This window comes from Streptococcus dentiloxodontae, assembly GCF_053206925.1.
On sequence record NZ_JBRUHR010000010.1, the window covers coordinates 29,916 to 47,618 of the forward strand.

Annotated in this window: 18 protein-coding genes and 1 pseudogene; 12 read left to right on the forward strand and 7 right to left on the reverse strand. The window is 40.5% G+C overall.

All coding sequences use genetic code 11. The annotated features are described in order from the left end of the window. The 5 genes from ACVRZ8_RS06435 (at position 1) to ACVRZ8_RS06455 (ending at position 6,048) form a co-directional block, all read left to right on the forward strand. A complete protein-coding gene (locus ACVRZ8_RS06435) occupies positions 1-1,437 on the forward strand; it encodes a glutamate synthase subunit beta (RefSeq protein ID WP_447448494.1) in 1,437 nt (478 codons plus the stop codon). A gap of 819 nt (positions 1,438-2,256) precedes the next feature. Continuing rightward, on the forward strand, positions 2,257-2,781 hold the full coding sequence (locus ACVRZ8_RS06440) for an FUSC family protein (RefSeq protein ID WP_447448495.1): 525 nt from the start codon (positions 2,257-2,259) through the stop codon (positions 2,779-2,781). A gap of 97 nt (positions 2,782-2,878) precedes the next feature. Continuing rightward, positions 2,879-3,253 (forward strand): MerR family transcriptional regulator, encoded by a 375-nt coding sequence (locus tag ACVRZ8_RS06445; RefSeq protein ID WP_447448496.1) that lies wholly within the window; start codon positions 2,879-2,881, stop codon positions 3,251-3,253. Between the two features lie 45 nt (positions 3,254-3,298). Next, positions 3,299-4,642 (forward strand): type I glutamate--ammonia ligase, encoded by a 1,344-nt coding sequence (gene glnA, locus ACVRZ8_RS06450; protein WP_447448497.1) that lies wholly within the window; start codon positions 3,299-3,301, stop codon positions 4,640-4,642. Between the two features lie 764 nt (positions 4,643-5,406). Continuing rightward, entirely contained in the window at positions 5,407-6,048 is a 642-nt protein-coding gene (locus tag ACVRZ8_RS06455) for a CHAP domain-containing protein (protein ID WP_447448498.1), read from the forward strand. 41 nt (positions 6,049-6,089) lie between these two features. Here ACVRZ8_RS06455 and rnjA read toward each other — a convergent pair whose 3' ends face one another. The 4 genes from rnjA to ACVRZ8_RS06475 all read right to left on the reverse strand — a co-directional run bounded on the left by rnjA (position 6,090) and on the right by ACVRZ8_RS06475 (position 9,107). Beyond that, the gene (gene rnjA / locus ACVRZ8_RS06460) at positions 6,090-7,775 is read right to left on the reverse strand and encodes a ribonuclease J1 (protein ID WP_447448499.1); all 1,686 of its coding nucleotides are present in this window, start codon (positions 7,773-7,775) and stop codon (positions 6,090-6,092) included. Position 7,776: 1 nt separating this feature from the next. After that, entirely contained in the window at positions 7,777-8,007 is a 231-nt protein-coding gene (locus ACVRZ8_RS06465; RefSeq protein ID WP_447448500.1) for an RNA polymerase epsilon subunit, read from the reverse strand. A gap of 195 nt (positions 8,008-8,202) precedes the next feature. Beyond that, positions 8,203-8,649: a DUF6790 family protein gene (locus ACVRZ8_RS06470; protein WP_447448501.1), complete on the reverse strand. Its 447-nt coding sequence runs from the start codon at positions 8,647-8,649 to the stop codon at positions 8,203-8,205. Further along, positions 8,649-9,107 carry a MarR family winged helix-turn-helix transcriptional regulator gene (locus tag ACVRZ8_RS06475; RefSeq protein ID WP_447448502.1) on the reverse strand — a complete coding sequence of 153 codons (459 nt, stop codon included), beginning with the start codon at positions 9,105-9,107 and terminating at the stop codon, positions 8,649-8,651. Before ACVRZ8_RS06475 ends, ACVRZ8_RS06470 begins: the two co-directional genes overlap by 1 nt. Before the next feature lie 166 nt (positions 9,108-9,273). On the opposite strand from ACVRZ8_RS06475, the gene ACVRZ8_RS06480 reads away from it, so the two are divergent. Continuing rightward, positions 9,274-9,564 carry a putative quinol monooxygenase gene (locus ACVRZ8_RS06480; protein WP_447448503.1) on the forward strand — a complete coding sequence of 97 codons (291 nt, stop codon included), beginning with the start codon at positions 9,274-9,276 and terminating at the stop codon, positions 9,562-9,564. 56 nt (positions 9,565-9,620) lie between these two features. Here the strand turns inward: ACVRZ8_RS06480 and ACVRZ8_RS06485 are convergent, their stop codons facing one another. Further along, positions 9,621-10,658 carry an SDR family oxidoreductase gene (locus ACVRZ8_RS06485; RefSeq protein WP_447448504.1) on the reverse strand — a complete coding sequence of 346 codons (1,038 nt, stop codon included), beginning with the start codon at positions 10,656-10,658 and terminating at the stop codon, positions 9,621-9,623. A gap of 139 nt (positions 10,659-10,797) precedes the next feature. Between ACVRZ8_RS06485 and ACVRZ8_RS06490 the strand changes: the two genes are divergently transcribed. The 6 genes from ACVRZ8_RS06490 to ACVRZ8_RS06515 are packed head-to-tail and all read left to right on the forward strand — an operon-like array spanning position 10,798 to position 14,455. After that, positions 10,798-11,298 carry a MarR family winged helix-turn-helix transcriptional regulator gene (locus ACVRZ8_RS06490; protein ID WP_447448505.1) on the forward strand — a complete coding sequence of 167 codons (501 nt, stop codon included), beginning with the start codon at positions 10,798-10,800 and terminating at the stop codon, positions 11,296-11,298. Then, positions 11,279-11,965 carry a tRNA (adenosine(37)-N6)-threonylcarbamoyltransferase complex dimerization subunit type 1 TsaB gene (gene tsaB / locus ACVRZ8_RS06495; protein ID WP_447448506.1) on the forward strand — a complete coding sequence of 229 codons (687 nt, stop codon included), beginning with the start codon at positions 11,279-11,281 and terminating at the stop codon, positions 11,963-11,965. The genes ACVRZ8_RS06490 and tsaB overlap by 20 nt, the downstream gene beginning before the upstream one ends. A 1-nt stretch (position 11,966) precedes the next feature. Next, positions 11,967-12,380 carry a ribosomal protein S18-alanine N-acetyltransferase gene (gene rimI, locus ACVRZ8_RS06500; protein WP_447448508.1) on the forward strand — a complete coding sequence of 138 codons (414 nt, stop codon included), beginning with the start codon at positions 11,967-11,969 and terminating at the stop codon, positions 12,378-12,380. An 11-nt stretch (positions 12,381-12,391) separates the two neighbouring features. Beyond that, the gene (tsaD, locus tag ACVRZ8_RS06505; RefSeq protein ID WP_447448509.1) at positions 12,392-13,402 is read left to right on the forward strand and encodes a tRNA (adenosine(37)-N6)-threonylcarbamoyltransferase complex transferase subunit TsaD; all 1,011 of its coding nucleotides are present in this window, start codon (positions 12,392-12,394) and stop codon (positions 13,400-13,402) included. A 47-nt stretch (positions 13,403-13,449) separates the two neighbouring features. Beyond that, the gene (locus tag ACVRZ8_RS06510; RefSeq protein WP_447448510.1) at positions 13,450-14,142 is read left to right on the forward strand and encodes an AzlC family ABC transporter permease; all 693 of its coding nucleotides are present in this window, start codon (positions 13,450-13,452) and stop codon (positions 14,140-14,142) included. After that, positions 14,129-14,455 carry a branched-chain amino acid transport AzlD family protein gene (locus ACVRZ8_RS06515; protein WP_447448524.1) on the forward strand — a complete coding sequence of 109 codons (327 nt, stop codon included), beginning with the start codon at positions 14,129-14,131 and terminating at the stop codon, positions 14,453-14,455. The genes ACVRZ8_RS06510 and ACVRZ8_RS06515 overlap by 14 nt, the downstream gene beginning before the upstream one ends. Positions 14,456-14,835: 380 nt before the next feature. Here the strand turns inward: ACVRZ8_RS06515 and recD2 are convergent. Beyond that, positions 14,836-17,034: pseudogene (recD2, locus tag ACVRZ8_RS06520) on the reverse strand (SF1B family DNA helicase RecD2); the annotation flags it as partial. 47 nt (positions 17,035-17,081) lie between these two features. After that, positions 17,082-17,696, reverse strand: coding sequence for a signal peptidase I (gene lepB, locus ACVRZ8_RS06525; protein ID WP_447448511.1), 615 nt, complete (start codon positions 17,694-17,696; stop codon positions 17,082-17,084). Between the last annotated feature and the right edge of the window lie 7 nt (positions 17,697-17,703).

Sequence of the window (17,703 nt, forward strand, 5' to 3'; positions counted from 1 at the left end):
ATGGCAGATCCATTTGGATTTTTAAAATATGAACGCAAGGACAATCCCTATCGTCCTGTTAGTGAGCGTATCAAAGATTTTGAAGAATTGCAGACAACTTTATCAATTGAAGAGCGTCAAAAGCAAGCAGCTCGTTGTATGAATTGTGGCATTCCTTTCTGTCACGAGGGAACATTCTATGGTGGTGGTCGCGCTGTTTCAGGTTGTCCCAATGACAATTTAATTCCCGAATGGAATGATTTGGTATACAAGGGCGATTTCAGACGTGCTTTTGAACGCTTGACACGAACCAATCCTTTACCAGAAATGACAGGACGTGTTTGCCCAGCTCCTTGTGAAAAGGCCTGTACAGAAGGTTTGAACGGTTCTGGTGTTACCATTCATGACAATGAACGTTTTATTATTGATAATGCCTTCGAAGAGGGCTGGGTAGCCGATTCTGGTCGTCCTATTGCACGAACCGGTTTTAAAGTAGCTGTCGTCGGTTCAGGTCCAGCTGGCTTATCAGCAGCTTGGCGTCTCAATCAACTCGGTCACAGCGTGACAGTTTTTGAACGCTCTGATCGTTTTGGTGGCTTACTCATGTATGGTATTCCCAATATGAAATTGGATAAGAAAATTGTCCAACGTCGTATTGATACCATGGCTTCAATTGGTATTAATTTTGTTGCCAATACCGAAATTGGTCGTGATATCACAGCAGAAGAATTATTAGAAAAATTTGACCGTGTAATCTTGGCAACTGGAGCTAGCGTTCCTCGTGACTTGGATGTTCCAGGCCGTGACTTAAAAGGCATTCGCTTCGCTGTTGATTTCTTGACAGAAACAACTAAAAATCTTTTGGATAGTGAAGAACAACAATTACCGCGTTCACTTGAAGGTAAGCATGTTCTGGTCATTGGCGGTGGGGATACAGGAAATGACTGTATTGGTACGGCTGTTCGTTTGGGAGCGGCTAGTGTTAAACAATTAGAAATTACTCCACAATTGCCTGAAAAGCGTCTTCCAACAAATCCATGGCCCCAATATCCCATGATTAATCGTACAGGCTATGGACAAGAAGAAGCTAATTTTGTACAGGATAGTGAATTAACGGACTATACAACATCTACTGTAGAATTTTTAGGAGAAAATGGTCAGGTAACTGCCGCTAAAACAGTCAAAGTTGGACTTGGTTTCAAAGTCATTGAAGACACTGAAGAAATGATCAAAGCAGATCTTGTACTTCTTGCAATGGGCTTCACAGGTGCTGAAAAATCGCTTTTTGATCAATTCCAAGTAGAATGTGTCTATGATGATTATTCAACCCGTAACGAAAAAGTTTTTGTTGCAGGTGATGCACGTCGCGGACCTAGTCTTGTTATCTGGGGCATTCGCGAAGGACGCAAAACAGCAGAAAAAATTGATCAAAACCTCAGAATGATGGTTACAGAATGAGGCAGGGACAAAAGTCTCTAGACTTGTCATATAGAGTCATTCAGTTTTCCTTTTATGACTTCGTTAACTCACTTTGCCATGCGCTAGGCTAGTACTACCTGCAGATCGTTGCTTAGTCCTAAAAGCAAACGGAAAACTATAATAGTCATACCAGTTCGATGCAGTAGTTGAGAGTAAGACTTATTGGCTCAGCCAACTTAGTCTTACCCCTGCACAGTTTATTAGGTGCTTTTGATATTTGCTTCGCAAGTCCTATTTCCCACCTCAAACAATTCTCAATTGTCTGAGCAATAAACCACTGCTGGTTGGATAGCCTTATCTCTTGCTAAACAAGACACAAAGAGCGTTCGCGGATAAAGTCAAAATAGGCGTTTTGACGAAGAGTCACAAGACTCTAGGAGAAACTATCTTTTTGACACAGCTCGCAGCTCGTGTTCAATTGACAAGATACAAAGAGCGTTTACGAGCAAAGGCAAAATAGGAGTTTTGACGAAGAGTCACAAGACTCTAGGAGAAACTATCTTTTTGACACAGCTCGCAGCTCGTGTTCAATTACGCAAGTGATATTGGTCTCTCTAACCAACTGTGCGGGGTTGGGACTACAAAATTGATTTCAACGAAATCCCGATTCGCTTTTTTGTTTTTAAGCTCATGAAGAAAACATCCAAAAGAGTGTTGTACAGAGTGTCAAGTTTTATAAGTTTGTTTATATCGTGGCTGAGTGTGATACGAAAGAGAATAAATTGACTTATTCTTTTAGAACTTACAATTCCGCTGAAAATATGTTACACTTAAACGGTGTTTTTTCTAAAGGATAAAATGATGAATCATAAATTTGATTTCAAGAAATTTAAGCTCGGTATGAGGACAGCCAAGACGGGTCTTGCGGTTTTCTTAGTTCTATTGTTATTTACTTGCTTGGGTTGGGAAGGTTTGCAGATTGGGGCTCTGACAGCTGTTTTTAGCCTTCGGGAGGATTTCGATAAGAGTGTGCATTTTGGAGCCTCTCGTATTCTTGGGAATACCATTGGTGGTTTCTACTCTTTGATTTTTATTGCTATTTATAGTATTTTTCATAGTGCCATATGGGTTACTCTGATTTTTGTACCCATATTTACAATGCTGACTATCATGACTAATGTTGCTGTGGATAATAAAGCAGGGATTATTGGTGGGGTCGCTGCTATGTTGATTATTACACTTTCTATTCCAGTAGGAGATAGCTTTAGCTATGCAATTGCCCGTGTTTTTGAAACGTTCTGTGGTGTTTTCGTTGCCATACTGGTTAACACAGATATTGATGTGATTAGAACATATCTGCAAAATAAGAGGAAAAGAGATTGACCTCTTTTTTTGTAACATCAAAGAAATGTTAGAAAAAGTGACATTGCAGGTTGACAGGTCGGAATTTTCAGAATATAATGGATAAGAAAGGAGAATCATGGCAAGAGAAAAAGAACTAAGGCGTTCGCTAGCTGTTTTTCCTATTGGGACGGTTATGAAATTGACTGATTTAACAGCAAGACAGATACGCTATTATGAGGATCAAGAGTTAATTACCCCAGAGAGAACTGCTGGAAATCGTAGGATGTACTCGCTCAATGATATGGATCGTCTGCTGGAAATCAAAGATTTTTTAGATGATGGCTATAACATTGCGGCTATTAAGCGAGAATATGAAAATCGCAAAGTACGTTCTCAACAAAAGCAGAAATCGCTGACAGATGCAGATGTTCGACGTATTTTACATGATGAACTTCTTCATCAGGGGAGGTTTTCGACCCCCACTCAACAAATTGGTAACATGCGTATTTAATACGCTTTCTATAATTTTAGGTTTAATAAAAGGAGACCTCACATTATGACAATCACAGCCGCTGATATTCGTCGCGAAGTTAAGGAAAAAAATGTTACTTTCCTTCGTCTAATGTTTTCAGATATTCTTGGAGCGATGAAAAACGTTGAAATTCCAGCAACCGAGGAGCAATTGGATAAGGTACTGTCAAACAAGGCTATGTTTGATGGATCCTCTATTGAAGGTTTTGTACGCATCAACGAATCGGATATGTACCTCTATCCAGACCTTGATACTTGGACAGTTTTCCCTTGGGGGGATGAGAATGGAGCTGTCGCTGGCTTGATTTGTGATATTTATACCTCTGAAGGAGAACCGTTTGCAGGAGATCCTCGTGGGAATTTGAAAAAGGCTTTGCGTCATATGGAAGAAATCGGTTATAAGTCATTTAACCTTGGTCCAGAACCAGAATTTTTCCTCTTTAAAATGGATGAACAAGGCCAGCCAACACTGGAAGTGAATGACCATGGCGGTTATTTTGACCTTGCACCAACTGACCTTGCGGATAACACGCGTCGCGAAATTGTTAATGTTTTGACAGAAATGGGCTTTGAGGTTGAAGCTTCTCACCATGAAGTTGCGGTTGGTCAGCATGAGATTGACTTTAAATATGCAGATGCTTTGAAAGCATGTGATAACATCCAATTGTTTAAGTTGGTTGTCAAAACGATTGCTCGTAAGCATGGTCTTTACGCAACCTTTATGGCTAAACCTAAATACGGTATTGCTGGAAGCGGGATGCATTGTAACATGTCTCTGTTCAAGGAAGAAGGAAATGCTTTCTTTGATCCTGAAGATCCGCATGGTATGCAGCTGTCTCAGGATGCTTACTACTTCCTAGGTGGTTTGATGAAACATGCCTACAGCTACACCGCTATTATGAATCCAACCGTTAACTCTTATAAACGCTTGGTACCAGGTTATGAAGCTCCTGTTTACATTGCTTGGGCTGGTAGCAACCGCTCACCGTTGATTCGTGTTCCTGCATCACGTGGTATGGGAACTCGTCTGGAACTGCGTTCGGTTGACCCAATGGCTAATCCATATCTAGCTTTGTCAGTTCTTTTAGAAGCTGGTCTGGATGGGATTGAAAATAAAATTGAAGCTCCAGAGCCAGTGGAAACTAATATTTATTCTATGACTGCAGAAGAGCGCCAAGAAGCTGGTATCATTGACCTGCCATCAACACTTCACAATGCTCTTAAAGCCCTTCAGGCTGATGATGTGGTACGCAAGGCATTAGGAGAACATATCTACTTGAATTTCTTAGATGCAAAACGTATGGAATGGGCAAGTTACGCAACTTTCGTTTCGCAATGGGAAATTGATAACTACTTGGATCTTTATTAAGCAATTCAAAAATGAAGCTGAGACAAAAGTGCTCAGCTTCGTTTGTTTATATAGTCATCATTATAAGACGCAGAGTTTCTCCTGCACAGTTCATTAGGTATTTTTTGATACTTGCTTCGCAAGTCCTATTACCCGTCTCAAACAACTCTCAATTGTTTGGGCAATAAACCCTTGCTGGTTGGATATCCTTCTCCCTTACTAGACAAGTACAAAGAACGTTCGCGGATAAAGTCAAAATAGGGATTTCACCAATGAGTCGTTAAGCAGCTCTAGGCGAAACTATCTTTTTGACACAGTTCGTAGCTCGTGTTCAATTATTAAGATACAAAGAGCGTTTACGAGTAAAGGCAAAATAGGAGTTTTGACGAAGAGTCACAAGACTCTAGGAGAAACTATCTTTTTGACACAGCTCGTAGCTCGTGTTCAATTACGCAAATGATAGCTCCAACAGTTTGGGGAACTGTTGGAGCTTATCTAATCCCATGAACGTTGGTTCATATCAATTCTAACCAACTGTGCAGAGGTGGGTTTAAAAGGTCTCCCAGACCTTTTAAATCGGGAAATGAAACTTGCGAAGCAAGTGTCAAATTTTCGTCCCACTCTTTTTATTCTTGGAAATTATTTTGTTTTGAAAGTTTTTCTCTGTTACAAAAAACACATTGTCTTTGATTTGTAATATTATTTCATTTTATCTTAATTCACATTAGGATAATAGCATGATAAACTAAATAACAAACTATAATTTAGGGAGAATAATCGGATTTATGAAAACATCAAAAAAACTTATCCTTGCAGCTTCAGGCAGTATCTTACTTGGTTTTGGTTTGGCTCAGTCAGCTTCAGCAGATTCTTATACTATCCAAAATGGTGATTCATTTTTCAGTATTGCTGACAGTTACGGAGTAGATCCTTATCAATTGGCAGCTGATAATGGAATGACAATTTGGTCTACGATCTTACCGGGACAAACAATTACTGTTTCTGGCGCACAAACAACAGTAGAACAGCAGACAGAAGCAAGTGCAGAAGTAACAGAAGCTGCCTCAGCAACAGAGGATACGGCGGACTCTTCTGAAAATCTTTACCCAATTGGACAATGCACTTGGGGTGTTAAAGAAATGGCAACTTGGGCAAGTAACTGGTGGGGTAATGGAGGTGACTGGGCTTCTAGTGCATCTAGCCAAGGCTATACGGTTGGAACAACTCCAGTTGCAGGTTCTATTGTTTGTTGGACAGATGGCGGCTATGGACATGTTGCTTATGTAACAGCAGTAGCAGAAGATGGTAAAATCCAAGTTATGGAAGCCAACTACAAAGATCAGCAGGCTATCAATAATTATCGTGGCTGGTTTGATCCACAAAATTCAGTTACACCTGGTACAGTGACTTATATTTACCCTTATTAATTAAAAAATCGGTTGAGAAGATCAACCGATTTTTTTGATGTTTATGAATCATTATCAGGTGTTAATACCATTGGGATAATAATGGGTTCCCGTTCCGTTTTTTCATATAAAAATGGACGCAGAGCATTGACAATAGCACCGTTAACAGACTGTATGCTGGCATCTTTGTTTTTGAGGGCAATACGGATAGCATTGAATAGTATGCGTTGACTGTCACGAATAAGATCGCCGGACTCACGCATATAGATGAAACCGCGACTAAGGATATCTGGCCCTGCTAGAATCATTTTAGATTTAAAATCAACAGTTGCAACAGCTAGCACGACTCCATCTTCAGATAAATCGTGGCGATCCCGCAGAACGGCAGCCCCAATATCCCCGATGCCATTACCATCAACATAAATATCCTGAGCATTGAAATGTCCTGCACGACGGGCAGAATCTTTGGTTAAAGCTAAGACGTCACCATTTTCCATAATAAAGATATTATCTTTTGGAATACCACAGTCTATAGCCAATCCTGCATGAACTTTCTGCATACGGTATTCTCCGTGAACTGGCATAAAGAACTTGGGTTGAATCAAGCGAAGCATGAGTTTTTGTTCTTGTTGGCCACCGTGCCCAGATGTGTGAATATTATTGACTTTGCCGTGAATGACATCAACTCCGGCTTCCTGAATTGTATTGATAAGACGATTAACACTGGTTGTGTTGCCAGGAATAGGACTTGATGAGAAAATGACTGTGTCACCTGGCTGTAAGGTTACTTGACGGTGCATACCATTGGCAATGCGTGCCAGTGCCGCCATTGATTCTCCTTGGGAACCTGTACACATGATGAGAATTTCACTAGCATGATAATTTTTCATCTCACTCGGTTCAATAATAGTTCCTTTAGGCACTTTGATATAACCGAGCTCAACTCCGTTTACGATGGCTTTTTCCATGGAACGGCCAAATACAACAATCTTACGGCCGGTTTTAACGGCAGCTTCAGCAGCTTGTTGCAGACGGAAGATATTTGAAGCAAAAGAAGCGAAGATAATACGTCCATGAATACCTTCAATAATCTTCATAATAGACTGGCCAACGACTTTTTCTGAATTGGTAAAAGTAGGCACTTCAGCATTGGTTGAATCAGAAAGCAGGCAAAGCACCCCATCTTCACCCAGCGCTGCCATTCTATGTAAATCTGCTGGTTCGCCGACTGGGGTAAAGTCAAATTTGAAGTCACCGGTACAAACAATTTTACCTTGCGGTGTGTGAATGACAATTCCAAGAGGTTCTGGGATAGAGTGAGTTGTCCGAAAAAAAGTCACGCTGAGATTTTTAAAGGTCAGCTCACTGTTGTGATTAATTTCATAGAGGGTTGCATCACGGAGCAATCCATGCTCTTCTAGTTTTCCTTTAATAAGGGCAAGAGCAAGCGGTCCAGCATAAATAGGGATATTAGCTTGTTTGAGCAGAAAAGGGATACCGCCGATATGATCTTCATGTCCGTGGGTAATGACCAAGGCCTTGATACGATTAATATTTTCAACAATATAGGAATAGTCGGGGATGACATAGTCAATACCAAGTAGGTCATCTTCGGGGAACTTGATCCCAGCATCAACGATAATAATCTCATCCTGATATTCAATACCATAGGTATTTTTACCGATTTCCCCTAAACCGCCGATGGCATAAACACCAACTTCTTCGGATTTTAAATTAATATTTGCCATCTCAGAACTCCGTTACTTCAAAAACGCCAGTTTCTTTCTCATACTCAAGGGCTTTTTCAGAAAGAAGTTCAATATATTCAATGTTGTAAGCTGTATTTTCTTCAATTAATTTACGAGCTACAATGCGGCCTTCAAGTTCGTTGTCTGCATTAATATCAAGATAAATAGTTTGTGTTTGTTCACGGCGTGGGTTACGCTCTTTAACTTCTTGATAGAAAACTTTATAAATCATGGGATTCCTTTCTATGGTAAAGGCTCTGCCATTATACAAAAAATCTGCCAAGAAAACAGCAGTGCAACTTTTTTGGCGAAAGGTTATTTAATTTTATGAGTAATAGCTCAAAGCCTTGATTCGTTAACAATTAGTTAAATTATACCATAAAAGCAGGGATTCGTAAAAGAAAGAAGAAATAAGATGATTTCTGTATCACTGAGATAAGAATAAAAGAAACAAGGTGACAGGAATTAAGAAATCTGGAATGATAATGATAGTATTACCTAACTGAAAATTTTTATCATTGATAATTTCTGTAATGTGGTGGATACCTGCACCAATTAGAAAGAAGGCAAGGATAATAATGAGTGACATTGACTCTAGACCGTTATGAACAAAACCACTATACATGCCACTGACACTAATACCAAGCGAAATAAGACCAATCTCTTTTTGGAAGCCATTTGATACCCAGCCAATACTTTTAGCAACCCTTTCACTAAAGAGATAATGTCCAATAAAGTTAAATGCACCAAAAAAGCCAACTCCAAAAATCAAGTGTGCCTGAAGCAAAGAAGTCAGTAGTCCTTTCTCAGGATGATAGAAATAGATTATGAAACCTATAACCCAACTTAAAATATATGAAATGATATAAACCATTACGATTCCTCCCTAATCTTTGTCTCTAAAAAGTCTTCAAATAATTGAAAGTAGTGAATCATATCATTTAGATATTCAGTCGGCATATCTTCTAGCAGTTTAAAATTTTCCTTATCTGTTTCTTTGTGAAATTTTTGCCATCCTTGGTAATTGCTATATCCATCGGAAGTCAATTTTAGGACGATTTCACGGCCGTTAGTAGTAGATTTTTGTTTGGTGATAAGCTTTTTTAGAATGAGCTTTTGAACCATTTGAGTCACAGCACCTTTTGTAATTCCTAATTTGTCGGCTAATGTGACGCTATTGATAGCTGGCTGATTGCCGATTTCTGCTATAATCTGTATTTCTGATCTTGTTAGCTGTTCTGCTGTTCCATAGGATCTGGGTTGGTTCATCCATTGAACATATTTATTGGCAACACGGTTAAATAGGTTATTAAAAGTAGCAGCGTTGTTCATTTGTAATCTTCCTTTCAAAATAGTATAGCTGCTAAACTATTTTAGAGAATAAGAGAATAATTGTCAATAAGGAGGCTGTTTAAGATGGATGAAAGGAGACATTCGCTTATTAATTGACAAAATAGATGATATGTCATATAATCAAAATTGAAAGGAGGGCGGTAAAATGACAGTTGGTTGCTATACATTGTGTCACGTAGATCCTAGTAAAACTTCAGAGTTTGAGGCTGTGGCCAGGAAATTTGTGACAGAATCTCACACGCATCAGGGATGTTTGCACTATGACTTCGGAAAAGTAGTGGACAGTGAGAATGATTATGCCTTTGTTGAAAAATGGGGCAATCATGATGATTTTAATGCCCACATCAATCACCCGTTTTTCTTAGCCAATGCTCCCCTGATGGCAGGTTACACAGTAGATGGCGTTTTACATACTGAACTGGTTGATTTGTTTTAGTCAGTTTCAGCTGAAATATAAATAGCACCAGCTATGCTGATGCTATTTTATATTGACTAATCTAGATACCCATGATTACGATACCAGCGAACAGTGTCTAATAAGGTCTCTTCAAAAGGTCTAAATTGACCGCCCAGCTCTTTTTCCATCTTAGCAGAATCAAAATGGGTGCACTGGTATTCCTCAGTAAAGAGCTCTACTAAATCTTTGCTGACTAAGACGGGCTTACCAGTAATTTGGTGGTAGATTTCATTCCAAATGGCAAATAGCCGAAGTAAAGGTCTGGAAATTTTCCTTTTTGGTGTAGGAATTCCTGTAGCAGTCTCTAAGGTCTTCATCACTTCAGCCATGGTCATGTATCGACCGGCAGCTAGATACCGCTCGCCGCTGCGCCCGTATTTCATAGCTCGGATATGAATATCAGCCACGTCTCTAGCATCCACAACGCTGTAACTGGCCTTGATGATTCCTGCCAATTTTTGTTGCATATAATCTAAAACCAACTGGCCAGTAGAGGTTGGTCCCATGTCTCCTGGACCGTACATGGAACCCGGAAGGACAAAGGTAATGAAGATATCAGGATGCTTAGCAAGAAAACCACGAACAGCATCTTCGCTCAAAATCTTGCTGCGATAGTATTCGATTTTGGTATTTGGATCCCGTGACATGGTTTCGTCGATGAGCTGATTGGGCTCGCCTTTGAGGACAGCAATGGATGAAGTATGAACAATTTGGCGGATACCAGCATCATAGGCGGTCTGCAGGAGATTGAGAGTGCCTGTAACATTGGTATCATAAAGTTCCTGCCAATGCTTGCCGCCCTTATGACTGTCGCGGAAAAAGGCGGCTGTGTGAAAAAGAGTATCGCAGTCAGTCAGGTTGTCGCGGAATTCTTCTGGTTTAAGTATGTCCCCCTTCACGATACGGATGGGCAGATTACCAAACTGGATTTTAGCCTTTTCTTCGGAGCGAACCAGAGCGGTGACTTTTATACCTTGGTTAAGTAAAGCACGAACAAGATTGTTGCCCAAAAGACCAGTAGCACCAGTCACAAAGGCATGTTTGATGTCTCTAGGTGTTTTTTGTGCAATCATAGATGTCTCCTTTTAGAAGTTCAAATTAGATGACATGTCATCTAATTGACTTTATTTTATCTTTTTGAGAATTTATTGTCAACAATTTGCTTAATCTAGTGTAAAATAGTAAAAGACATTAAAATAAAAAAGGAGAGCCATGGGTTCCTTAGGTAAACAATTTAGATATTTATTTAGAAGTGCTGACAATATTGCTATAAAAGAATACAGTCGTCTAATGGCACCTTTAGGGATTACCCCCAATCAAAGTGAAGTTCTTTTGGTTTTGAAAAATTATGAACCACTGTCTTTAAAAGCTTTGGGAGAGCTGCTGATTTGCGAAGAAAAAAGTCCTAGCAGACTGGTAAAGAGTTTAATTCAAAAAGGATTGGTAGCCAAGGAAATATCAACCGAAGACAGACGCAGTTCTCTGTTATTTCTGACAGAAGCTGGCAAACAGTTGATTCCTAAAATCAAGCAACAAGAACAGCTTTTTGATCAATCCATGGAAAACTGCTATTCGGAAGCATTAAAAACACTCAATGATTTGCTGTCAGAATATGTTCAAGACAGTCTTTACGAGGAAAAATTAAAACGCCGTGCTCTTTGGAACCGCGAGAAAGAATCGGAGAATAAAACAGATGAAAATTTTAGCGTTTGATAGCTCCAGTAAGGCATTGTCGGTCGCCTTACTTGAAGATGATCAGTTAATGGCTGAAACAAGACTCAATGTAAAAAAAAATCATAGCATTAGTCTCATGCCAACCATTGATTTTTTGATGGATCAGGTAGATTGGCAGCCCAGCGATTTAGAGCGGATTGCAGTAGCACAAGGGCCAGGCTCTTATACAGGCTTGCGTGTGGCTGTTGCGACGGCTAAGACCTTGGCTTATAGCCTTAGTATTGATCTGGTAGCTGTTTCCAGCCTTTACGCTTTGACAGATATAGGTGCAATGGGACTGTTGATTCCTATCATGGATGCCAGACGTCAGCATGTTTATGTTGGCTTTTATGACAATGGCAAAGCCGTCGAACCAGAACAGTATGCCTCTTTTGAAGAGGTTTTATCTCATCTGCAGGGTCAAAAACAAGTGACCTTTGTTGGTGAAGTTAGCCAATTTCAGGAACAAATTAAGGCTGCTCTACCTAGTGCAGTTATCGTAGAAACTCTGCCGTCTGCAGCTCTGATTGGCCGAACAGGAAGAACTTTGCCAGCAGTAGATGTGCATGCCTTTGTTCCTAATTATCTTAAACGTGTTGAAGCTGAGGAAAATTGGCTTAAAACCCACAACGAAGGCGATACGAGTTCTTATATTAAGCGAGTTTAAAATGAAAGCAGAATCATTTGCAGCAGCTGTTTTTACTATCTTATCGGACGTCTATGATACCTCCCCATGGACATTGACACAAATTGAGTCAGATATGGCACAGGAAAATACAGATTATTTTTTTGTTTACGAAGAGAAAAAGGCTGTGGGTTTTTTAGCGATACAAAACTTAGTGGGGGAATTAGAGATTACAAATATCGCTGTTTTATCTGATTATCAAGGGAAAGGCTATGCCTCACAGCTAATGAATTATTTAGAAAATAGAAGTGAATCTATTTTTTTAGAAGTTAGATCTTCTAACCAAGCAGCGCAGAACCTGTACCAAAAGTATGGTTTTGAAAAAATGGGCCAGCGTAAACATTATTATCATAATCCGACAGAGGATGCGGTGATTATGAGACGTGAAACAAAATAATGAGGAGTGAAATGAAAGACAGATATATTTTGGCTATTGAAAGTTCTTGTGATGAGACATCAGTGGCTGTTCTGAAAAATGAGACAGAGTTGCTGTCAAATATTATCGCCAGTCAGGTAGAGAGCCATAAGCGGTTTGGAGGTGTCGTGCCTGAGGTGGCTAGCCGTCACCATGTTGAAGTCATCACGACTTGTATTGAAGATGCTTTAACAGAAGCAGGCGTTTCAGCTACTGATTTGAATGCGGTGGCTGTTACCTACGGGCCAGGACTTGTCGGAGCGCTTTTAGTAGGAATGGCTGCTGCAAAAGCATTTGCTTGGGCACATGGCTTACCGCTTATTCCAGTTAATCATATGGCAGGGCATCTCATGGCTGCGCGTGAAGTTAAAGAGCTGCAGTATCCGCTTTTAGCACTTTTAGTGTCAGGCGGTCATACTGAGTTGGTTTATGTGACAGAAGCAGGGCACTATCATATCGTCGGTGAAACGCGTGATGATGCCGTTGGCGAAGCTTATGATAAGGTCGGGCGTGTCATGGGACTTACTTATCCGGCGGGAAGAGAAATTGATGAACTGGCTCATAGAGGGCAAGATGTCTATGATTTTCCCCGTGCTATGATTAAGGAAGATAATCTGGAATTTTCATTTTCAGGTCTCAAGTCTGCTTTCATTAACCTCCATCACAATGCAGAACAAAAAGGTGAAGCATTAGTTTTGGAAGACTTGTGTGCTTCTTTTCAGGCGGCTGTTTTAGATATTCTTCTAACGAAAACGAAAAAAGCACTAAAACAATACCCTGTTAAGCAGCTGATAGTTGCTGGCGGTGTTGCAGCCAATCAAGGTCTGCGCCAGCGTCTAGCTGACGAAATCATAAATGTTGATCTCCTTATCCCGCCTTTACGTCTTTGCGGGGATAATGCTGGTATGATTGCTTTGGCAGCAGCCATCGAATACGAAAAGGGGAGCTTTGCAGAATTTGATTTGAATGCTAAACCAAGTTTGGCTTTTACTGGGCTAAAATAGGAAAAATTTGTGTTTTATCAATTTTTTAAAATAATAGAAAGGGCATTATGTCAGAATTTTATAAGGGCATGAAGGCAGCTTTACCAACTGCTATGGGCTACGTTTCTATCGGTTTAGCCTTTGGTGTGGTCGCATCAGCTTCTCAGTTATCGCCTTTAGAAGTCGGCCTGATGAGTGCTTTAGTTTATGGCGGGTCAGCTCAGTTTGCTATGTGTGCTCTCATGGTTGCTGGTGCTGGTTTGGGGATGATTACGCTGACCGTTTTTTTGGTCAATTTACGCAATATGCTTATGAGTCTGCATACTACGACTATTTTTACGACAACTAAATTTTTGGATAATCTAGGGATTGCCAGTCTGATTACAGATGAGAGCTATGGAGTATTGTTGGGGGAATATGTTCATCATAAAACGATTTCTGCCAGCTGGATGCACGGCAATAATATTCTCAGTTACCTTGTCTGGATTGTATCTTCTATAGTTGGAACTTTGATTGGCTCTCTTATTCCTAATCCTGAACAATTTGGGCTGGATTTTGCCCTAATTGCCATGTTTATTGGACTTTTGACCAGCCAGTTAGAGGTTATGCTGAGCGAGGGAATGAAAAAGCTGCTCCTGATTTTGCTGGCTGTCGCTGTTGTTTATATTGGGCTGTCTATGCTTTTGTCAGAGTCTTTAGCTGTTTTAGCAGCGACACTTATTGGTTGCGGTGTGGGGGTGGTTTATGATGACTATCAGTAGTTTCACCTTGGCTGCTATCTTGCTGGGCTTTGCAGTCAGCTGGATTCCGCGTGTAGCTCCCGTTGTCCTTGTTAAATACAAGGGCTTGCCGAATCTTGTGGTTCGTTTCCTTAAATATCTGCCAGTCTCTATCCTTTTTGCCCTAACCTTGTCCAGTCTCATGGAGGAAAGGATTGGGAATTTCCCAATGCTTAAGGGCTTGGAAGTTTTAGCAGCTTTGCCAACTTTTTGGGTGGCCTTTCGTACTAAAAATCTACTTTATGCTGTTGTGACAGGCATTGCTTGCATGGCAGTTCTGCGGTTTATATTTTAGCTTATAGCATTAAAAAAAGCGGAATAACAAAGCGATTTTCTGATGAGAATCTGCTTTTATTCTGCTTTCTTTTTTTATCATTTAAAAAAGAATTCTATATCATCCTGACTAAGGCCAATCATAGGATCAATAGCAATCCAATTTGATTCAGTCAAACGATAAGATAGTTGTTCTTCCTCTGTCTGATGGATCGAAGGTTTGTCTATAGACTGTGAATGGTTCTGGATGTTCGCTTCTTGTTCAAAAAGTGTCAGCTGCCCCTTTTTTTCTGCGCTTGGTACTTGATCTTTAGTCTGTTCTTCAGACGATGGCTCAGTAGTAATAAGGGCTTTTTTTTCATAGGTTTGATTTTGTAAAGGAGACTTGGAAAACTGTTGGTTGGCTTCAAAGCGCTGGACGAGATAGGTACGGCGTTTGGCTCCTTCATTTTTGATAGCATAATCAAAGGCTGTTATTTCTCCCAGCATGACCAGCTTACTTTTAGAGCGTGTAATAGCTGTGTAAAGCAGGTTGCGCTGCAGCATACGGTTGCTTTGGCGTGTGATTGGTAAAATAACTACTGGAAATTCACTGCCTTGGGATTTATGGATAGACATGGCATAAGCTAATGTGATTTTTTGCCATTCGCTGCGAGGGTAGATGACTTCATTACCATCAAAATCCATGTAAATTTCATCTTGTTTGGATTCGGTGTATTTAGCTGGTATCAAATCGGTGATGTGTCCGATATCACCATTGAAGACATTGAGCTCAGCATCGTTAATCAGATGGAGAATCTTGTCATTTTTTCGGAAAACAAGGTCATTATAAGCGAATTCATTTTGCTTATCTTTAGGATTGAGGAGTTCCTGTGTGAGATTGTTGAGGTTGTTAATGCCGGCCTGTCCGCGGTACATGGGTGCTAAAATTTGTAAATCTTGAGCAGGGATTCCGCTTTTAAGAGCCGATGTGATAATTTTTTGAACCATCTGTGGAATATGTTCTGCCTGAGCTTCAAAGTAAGAACGATCGGCTTTTTTAGCTGAGAAATCAGCAGGCAGCAGCCCCTCACGGATTTGCGCTGCTAATGTGACAATAGTTGAGTCCTTAGACTGGCGAAAAATTTTAGTCAGGGTCAGCTTTGGCAGCTCTGCTATTTTTAAGAGGTCGGCTAAAACCTGACCAGGTCCCACAGACGGAAGTTGGTCGCTGTCGCCGACTATGATGACCTGAGTGTGACTGGCAATGGCGTCAAACAGCTGATTAGCCAGCCAAGTATCCACCATAGAGAACTCATCAATGATAATCAGTTCACAGTCTAAGTAATCATCAAGCGTCTGGTAATCACCATCGCTGTTAAGTCCCAGATGCCGATGGATGGTAGCAGCAGGCAGCCCCGTTAATTCAGTCATGCGTCTAGCGGCCCGTCCGGTCGGAGCGGCTAGAACGATAGGAATTTCTCCCTTGTTAAGATCTATGTCATGCAAGTCGGCATAAGCATTGATAATTCCGTTGATAACAGTTGTTTTACCTGTTCCGGGACCACCTGTCAGAATGAAAACTTTACTGCTCAAAGCCTGACTAATCGCTTTTTGCTGGCTGTCATCATAACTGATATCTTGCTCTTTTTGAAGGCGGCTGATTGTGTTCAAAAGCTCAGTATTATCAAGCTTTTCTGCATCTTCTGCAAGAATCCGTGTTAAATTTTTCTTGATACCTTCTTCGGCAAAAAAAAGGCTGTTGTCAAAGATTTTAGTATCAATGTTTTGAACTTTATCTTCTTGGATAAGCTGAGTTAATTGCTGTGCGACAAGTTCTGGCGATAATTCTATCTGGCGGGCCTCTTCCAAAAGAAAAATGGAGCGTTCCAAGAGCTGCCGCGCCTCAATATAGGTGTCACCTTCTTCTAAGGAAGCTTCTAAAAGGCAATGCAAGAGAGCCGCCTGCAGCCGTTCAGGAGCGTCCCCAGCAATTCCTAGCCGCTGTGCCAGCTGGTCAGCCATTTTAAAGCCTACCCCTTGAACTTCCTGAACCAGAAGGTAGGGATGCTGTTCAATTATTTCGATTGCTTCTTCTTTATAGGTGCTGAAAATCTGTGAGGCTGCTTTAGGAGTTAGGCCATATTCTGCTAATTTAGAAAGGATTTGTTCAGTGCCATAGTTGAGTTTGAGCTTGGCAACGAAAGCTTCACGATTGACTTTAGACAGGCCGCTGATATTTTCCAACTTGGAAGGGTCAGCTAAAATTTTGTCAATAGGCTCTTCGCCATAAGTTTCCACAATACGCTCTGCTATTTTCTTTCCAATACCTTTAAAGTGGTTGCTGGAAAAATATTTGATTAATCCTGAAGCAGAAGGTTTGGTCCGCTCATAGCGGATCGCTTGGAGCTGCTGGCCATAGCGGGGGTGATTGGTCAGCTGTCCCCAAAAAGTAAAATCTTCACCTTCTGTAATTTGTCCCATAGTACCTGTGACAATAATTTCGTAATCGTCAAAATCAGAATTAGTTTCGTCAATTTCTAGGAGTAAAATGCGAAAAAGGTTGGCCTCGTTTTCAAAAATAATGCGCTCAATTCGTCCAGAGAAATAAATGTCATTCATGGCTGTTTTTCCTTATAGAAATAGGCTGGGCTGCCCCAACCTTAAGATTAGTTATCATTGCCGACAGCACCGAAGCTGCTGAATGGCCAAAAGATGAATTTGGCCTCGCCAACAATCCTATTTTTAGAAAAGTTTCCCACTTCGCGGCTGTCTTTAGAGACGATACGATTATCTCCAAGAAGGAAATAATCATTATCTCCAACGGTGACTGTAAATTCAGTATTGCCAGCGGTGTCAGTTGTAAACGCCGAAGATGATGTGGCTAACTGCTGGAAGAACTTCTTGTAGCTGTATTCGCTCTGCAATTTATCATCGGCAAAAGCTTTTTTGTATTTTGACAAATAGTTTTCTTTAACTTTTTTACCATTGACATAAAGACTGTCATTTTTATACGTAATAGTATCTCCTGGCAGGCCGATAACACGCTTGACAATTTGTTTGGTCTCGCCATTTTCTGTTTCAGTTGCAACCACAATATCAAAGCGTTCAATTTTAGTGTGTTTCAAAACGAATAAGCGCTCGCCATTTTGCAGTGTTGGATCCATAGAATGCCCATCTACCTTGACAGGTGTCCAAATGAAGAAACGCGACAAAAGAAAAAGAGAGATAAATAGGATAAAAATTCCCCATTCTTTGAGGAAATTAATGATAGCAGATTTCATGATAGAC

Coding starts and splice junctions, on each gene's coding strand:
- ACVRZ8_RS06440 (WP_447448495.1), top strand. CDS start 2,257: ATGATGAATCATAAATTTGATTTCAAGAAATTTAAGCTCGGTATGAGG.
- rimI (WP_447448508.1), top strand. CDS start 11,967: ATGAAAGCAGAATCATTTGCAGCAGCTGTTTTTACTATCTTATCGGAC.
- ACVRZ8_RS06445 (WP_447448496.1), top strand. CDS start 2,879: ATGGCAAGAGAAAAAGAACTAAGGCGTTCGCTAGCTGTTTTTCCTATT.
- ACVRZ8_RS06475 (WP_447448502.1), bottom strand. CDS start 9,107: ATGAACAACGCTGCTACTTTTAATAACCTATTTAACCGTGTTGCCAAT.
- ACVRZ8_RS06515 (WP_447448524.1), top strand. CDS start 14,129: ATGACTATCAGTAGTTTCACCTTGGCTGCTATCTTGCTGGGCTTTGCA.
- ACVRZ8_RS06455 (WP_447448498.1), top strand. CDS start 5,407: ATGAAAACATCAAAAAAACTTATCCTTGCAGCTTCAGGCAGTATCTTA.
- tsaD (WP_447448509.1), top strand. CDS start 12,392: ATGAAAGACAGATATATTTTGGCTATTGAAAGTTCTTGTGATGAGACA.
- ACVRZ8_RS06485 (WP_447448504.1), bottom strand. CDS start 10,658: ATGATTGCACAAAAAACACCTAGAGACATCAAACATGCCTTTGTGACT.
- tsaB (WP_447448506.1), top strand. CDS start 11,279: ATGAAAATTTTAGCGTTTGATAGCTCCAGTAAGGCATTGTCGGTCGCC.
- ACVRZ8_RS06510 (WP_447448510.1), top strand. CDS start 13,450: ATGTCAGAATTTTATAAGGGCATGAAGGCAGCTTTACCAACTGCTATG.
- ACVRZ8_RS06490 (WP_447448505.1), top strand. CDS start 10,798: ATGGGTTCCTTAGGTAAACAATTTAGATATTTATTTAGAAGTGCTGAC.
- ACVRZ8_RS06465 (WP_447448500.1), bottom strand. CDS start 8,007: ATGATTTATAAAGTTTTCTATCAAGAAGTTAAAGAGCGTAACCCACGC.
- glnA (WP_447448497.1), top strand. CDS start 3,299: ATGACAATCACAGCCGCTGATATTCGTCGCGAAGTTAAGGAAAAAAAT.
- ACVRZ8_RS06435 (WP_447448494.1), top strand. CDS start 1: ATGGCAGATCCATTTGGATTTTTAAAATATGAACGCAAGGACAATCCC.
- ACVRZ8_RS06480 (WP_447448503.1), top strand. CDS start 9,274: ATGACAGTTGGTTGCTATACATTGTGTCACGTAGATCCTAGTAAAACT.
- ACVRZ8_RS06470 (WP_447448501.1), bottom strand. CDS start 8,649: ATGGTTTATATCATTTCATATATTTTAAGTTGGGTTATAGGTTTCATA.
- rnjA (WP_447448499.1), bottom strand. CDS start 7,775: ATGGCAAATATTAATTTAAAATCCGAAGAAGTTGGTGTTTATGCCATC.
- lepB (WP_447448511.1), bottom strand. CDS start 17,696: ATGAAATCTGCTATCATTAATTTCCTCAAAGAATGGGGAATTTTTATC.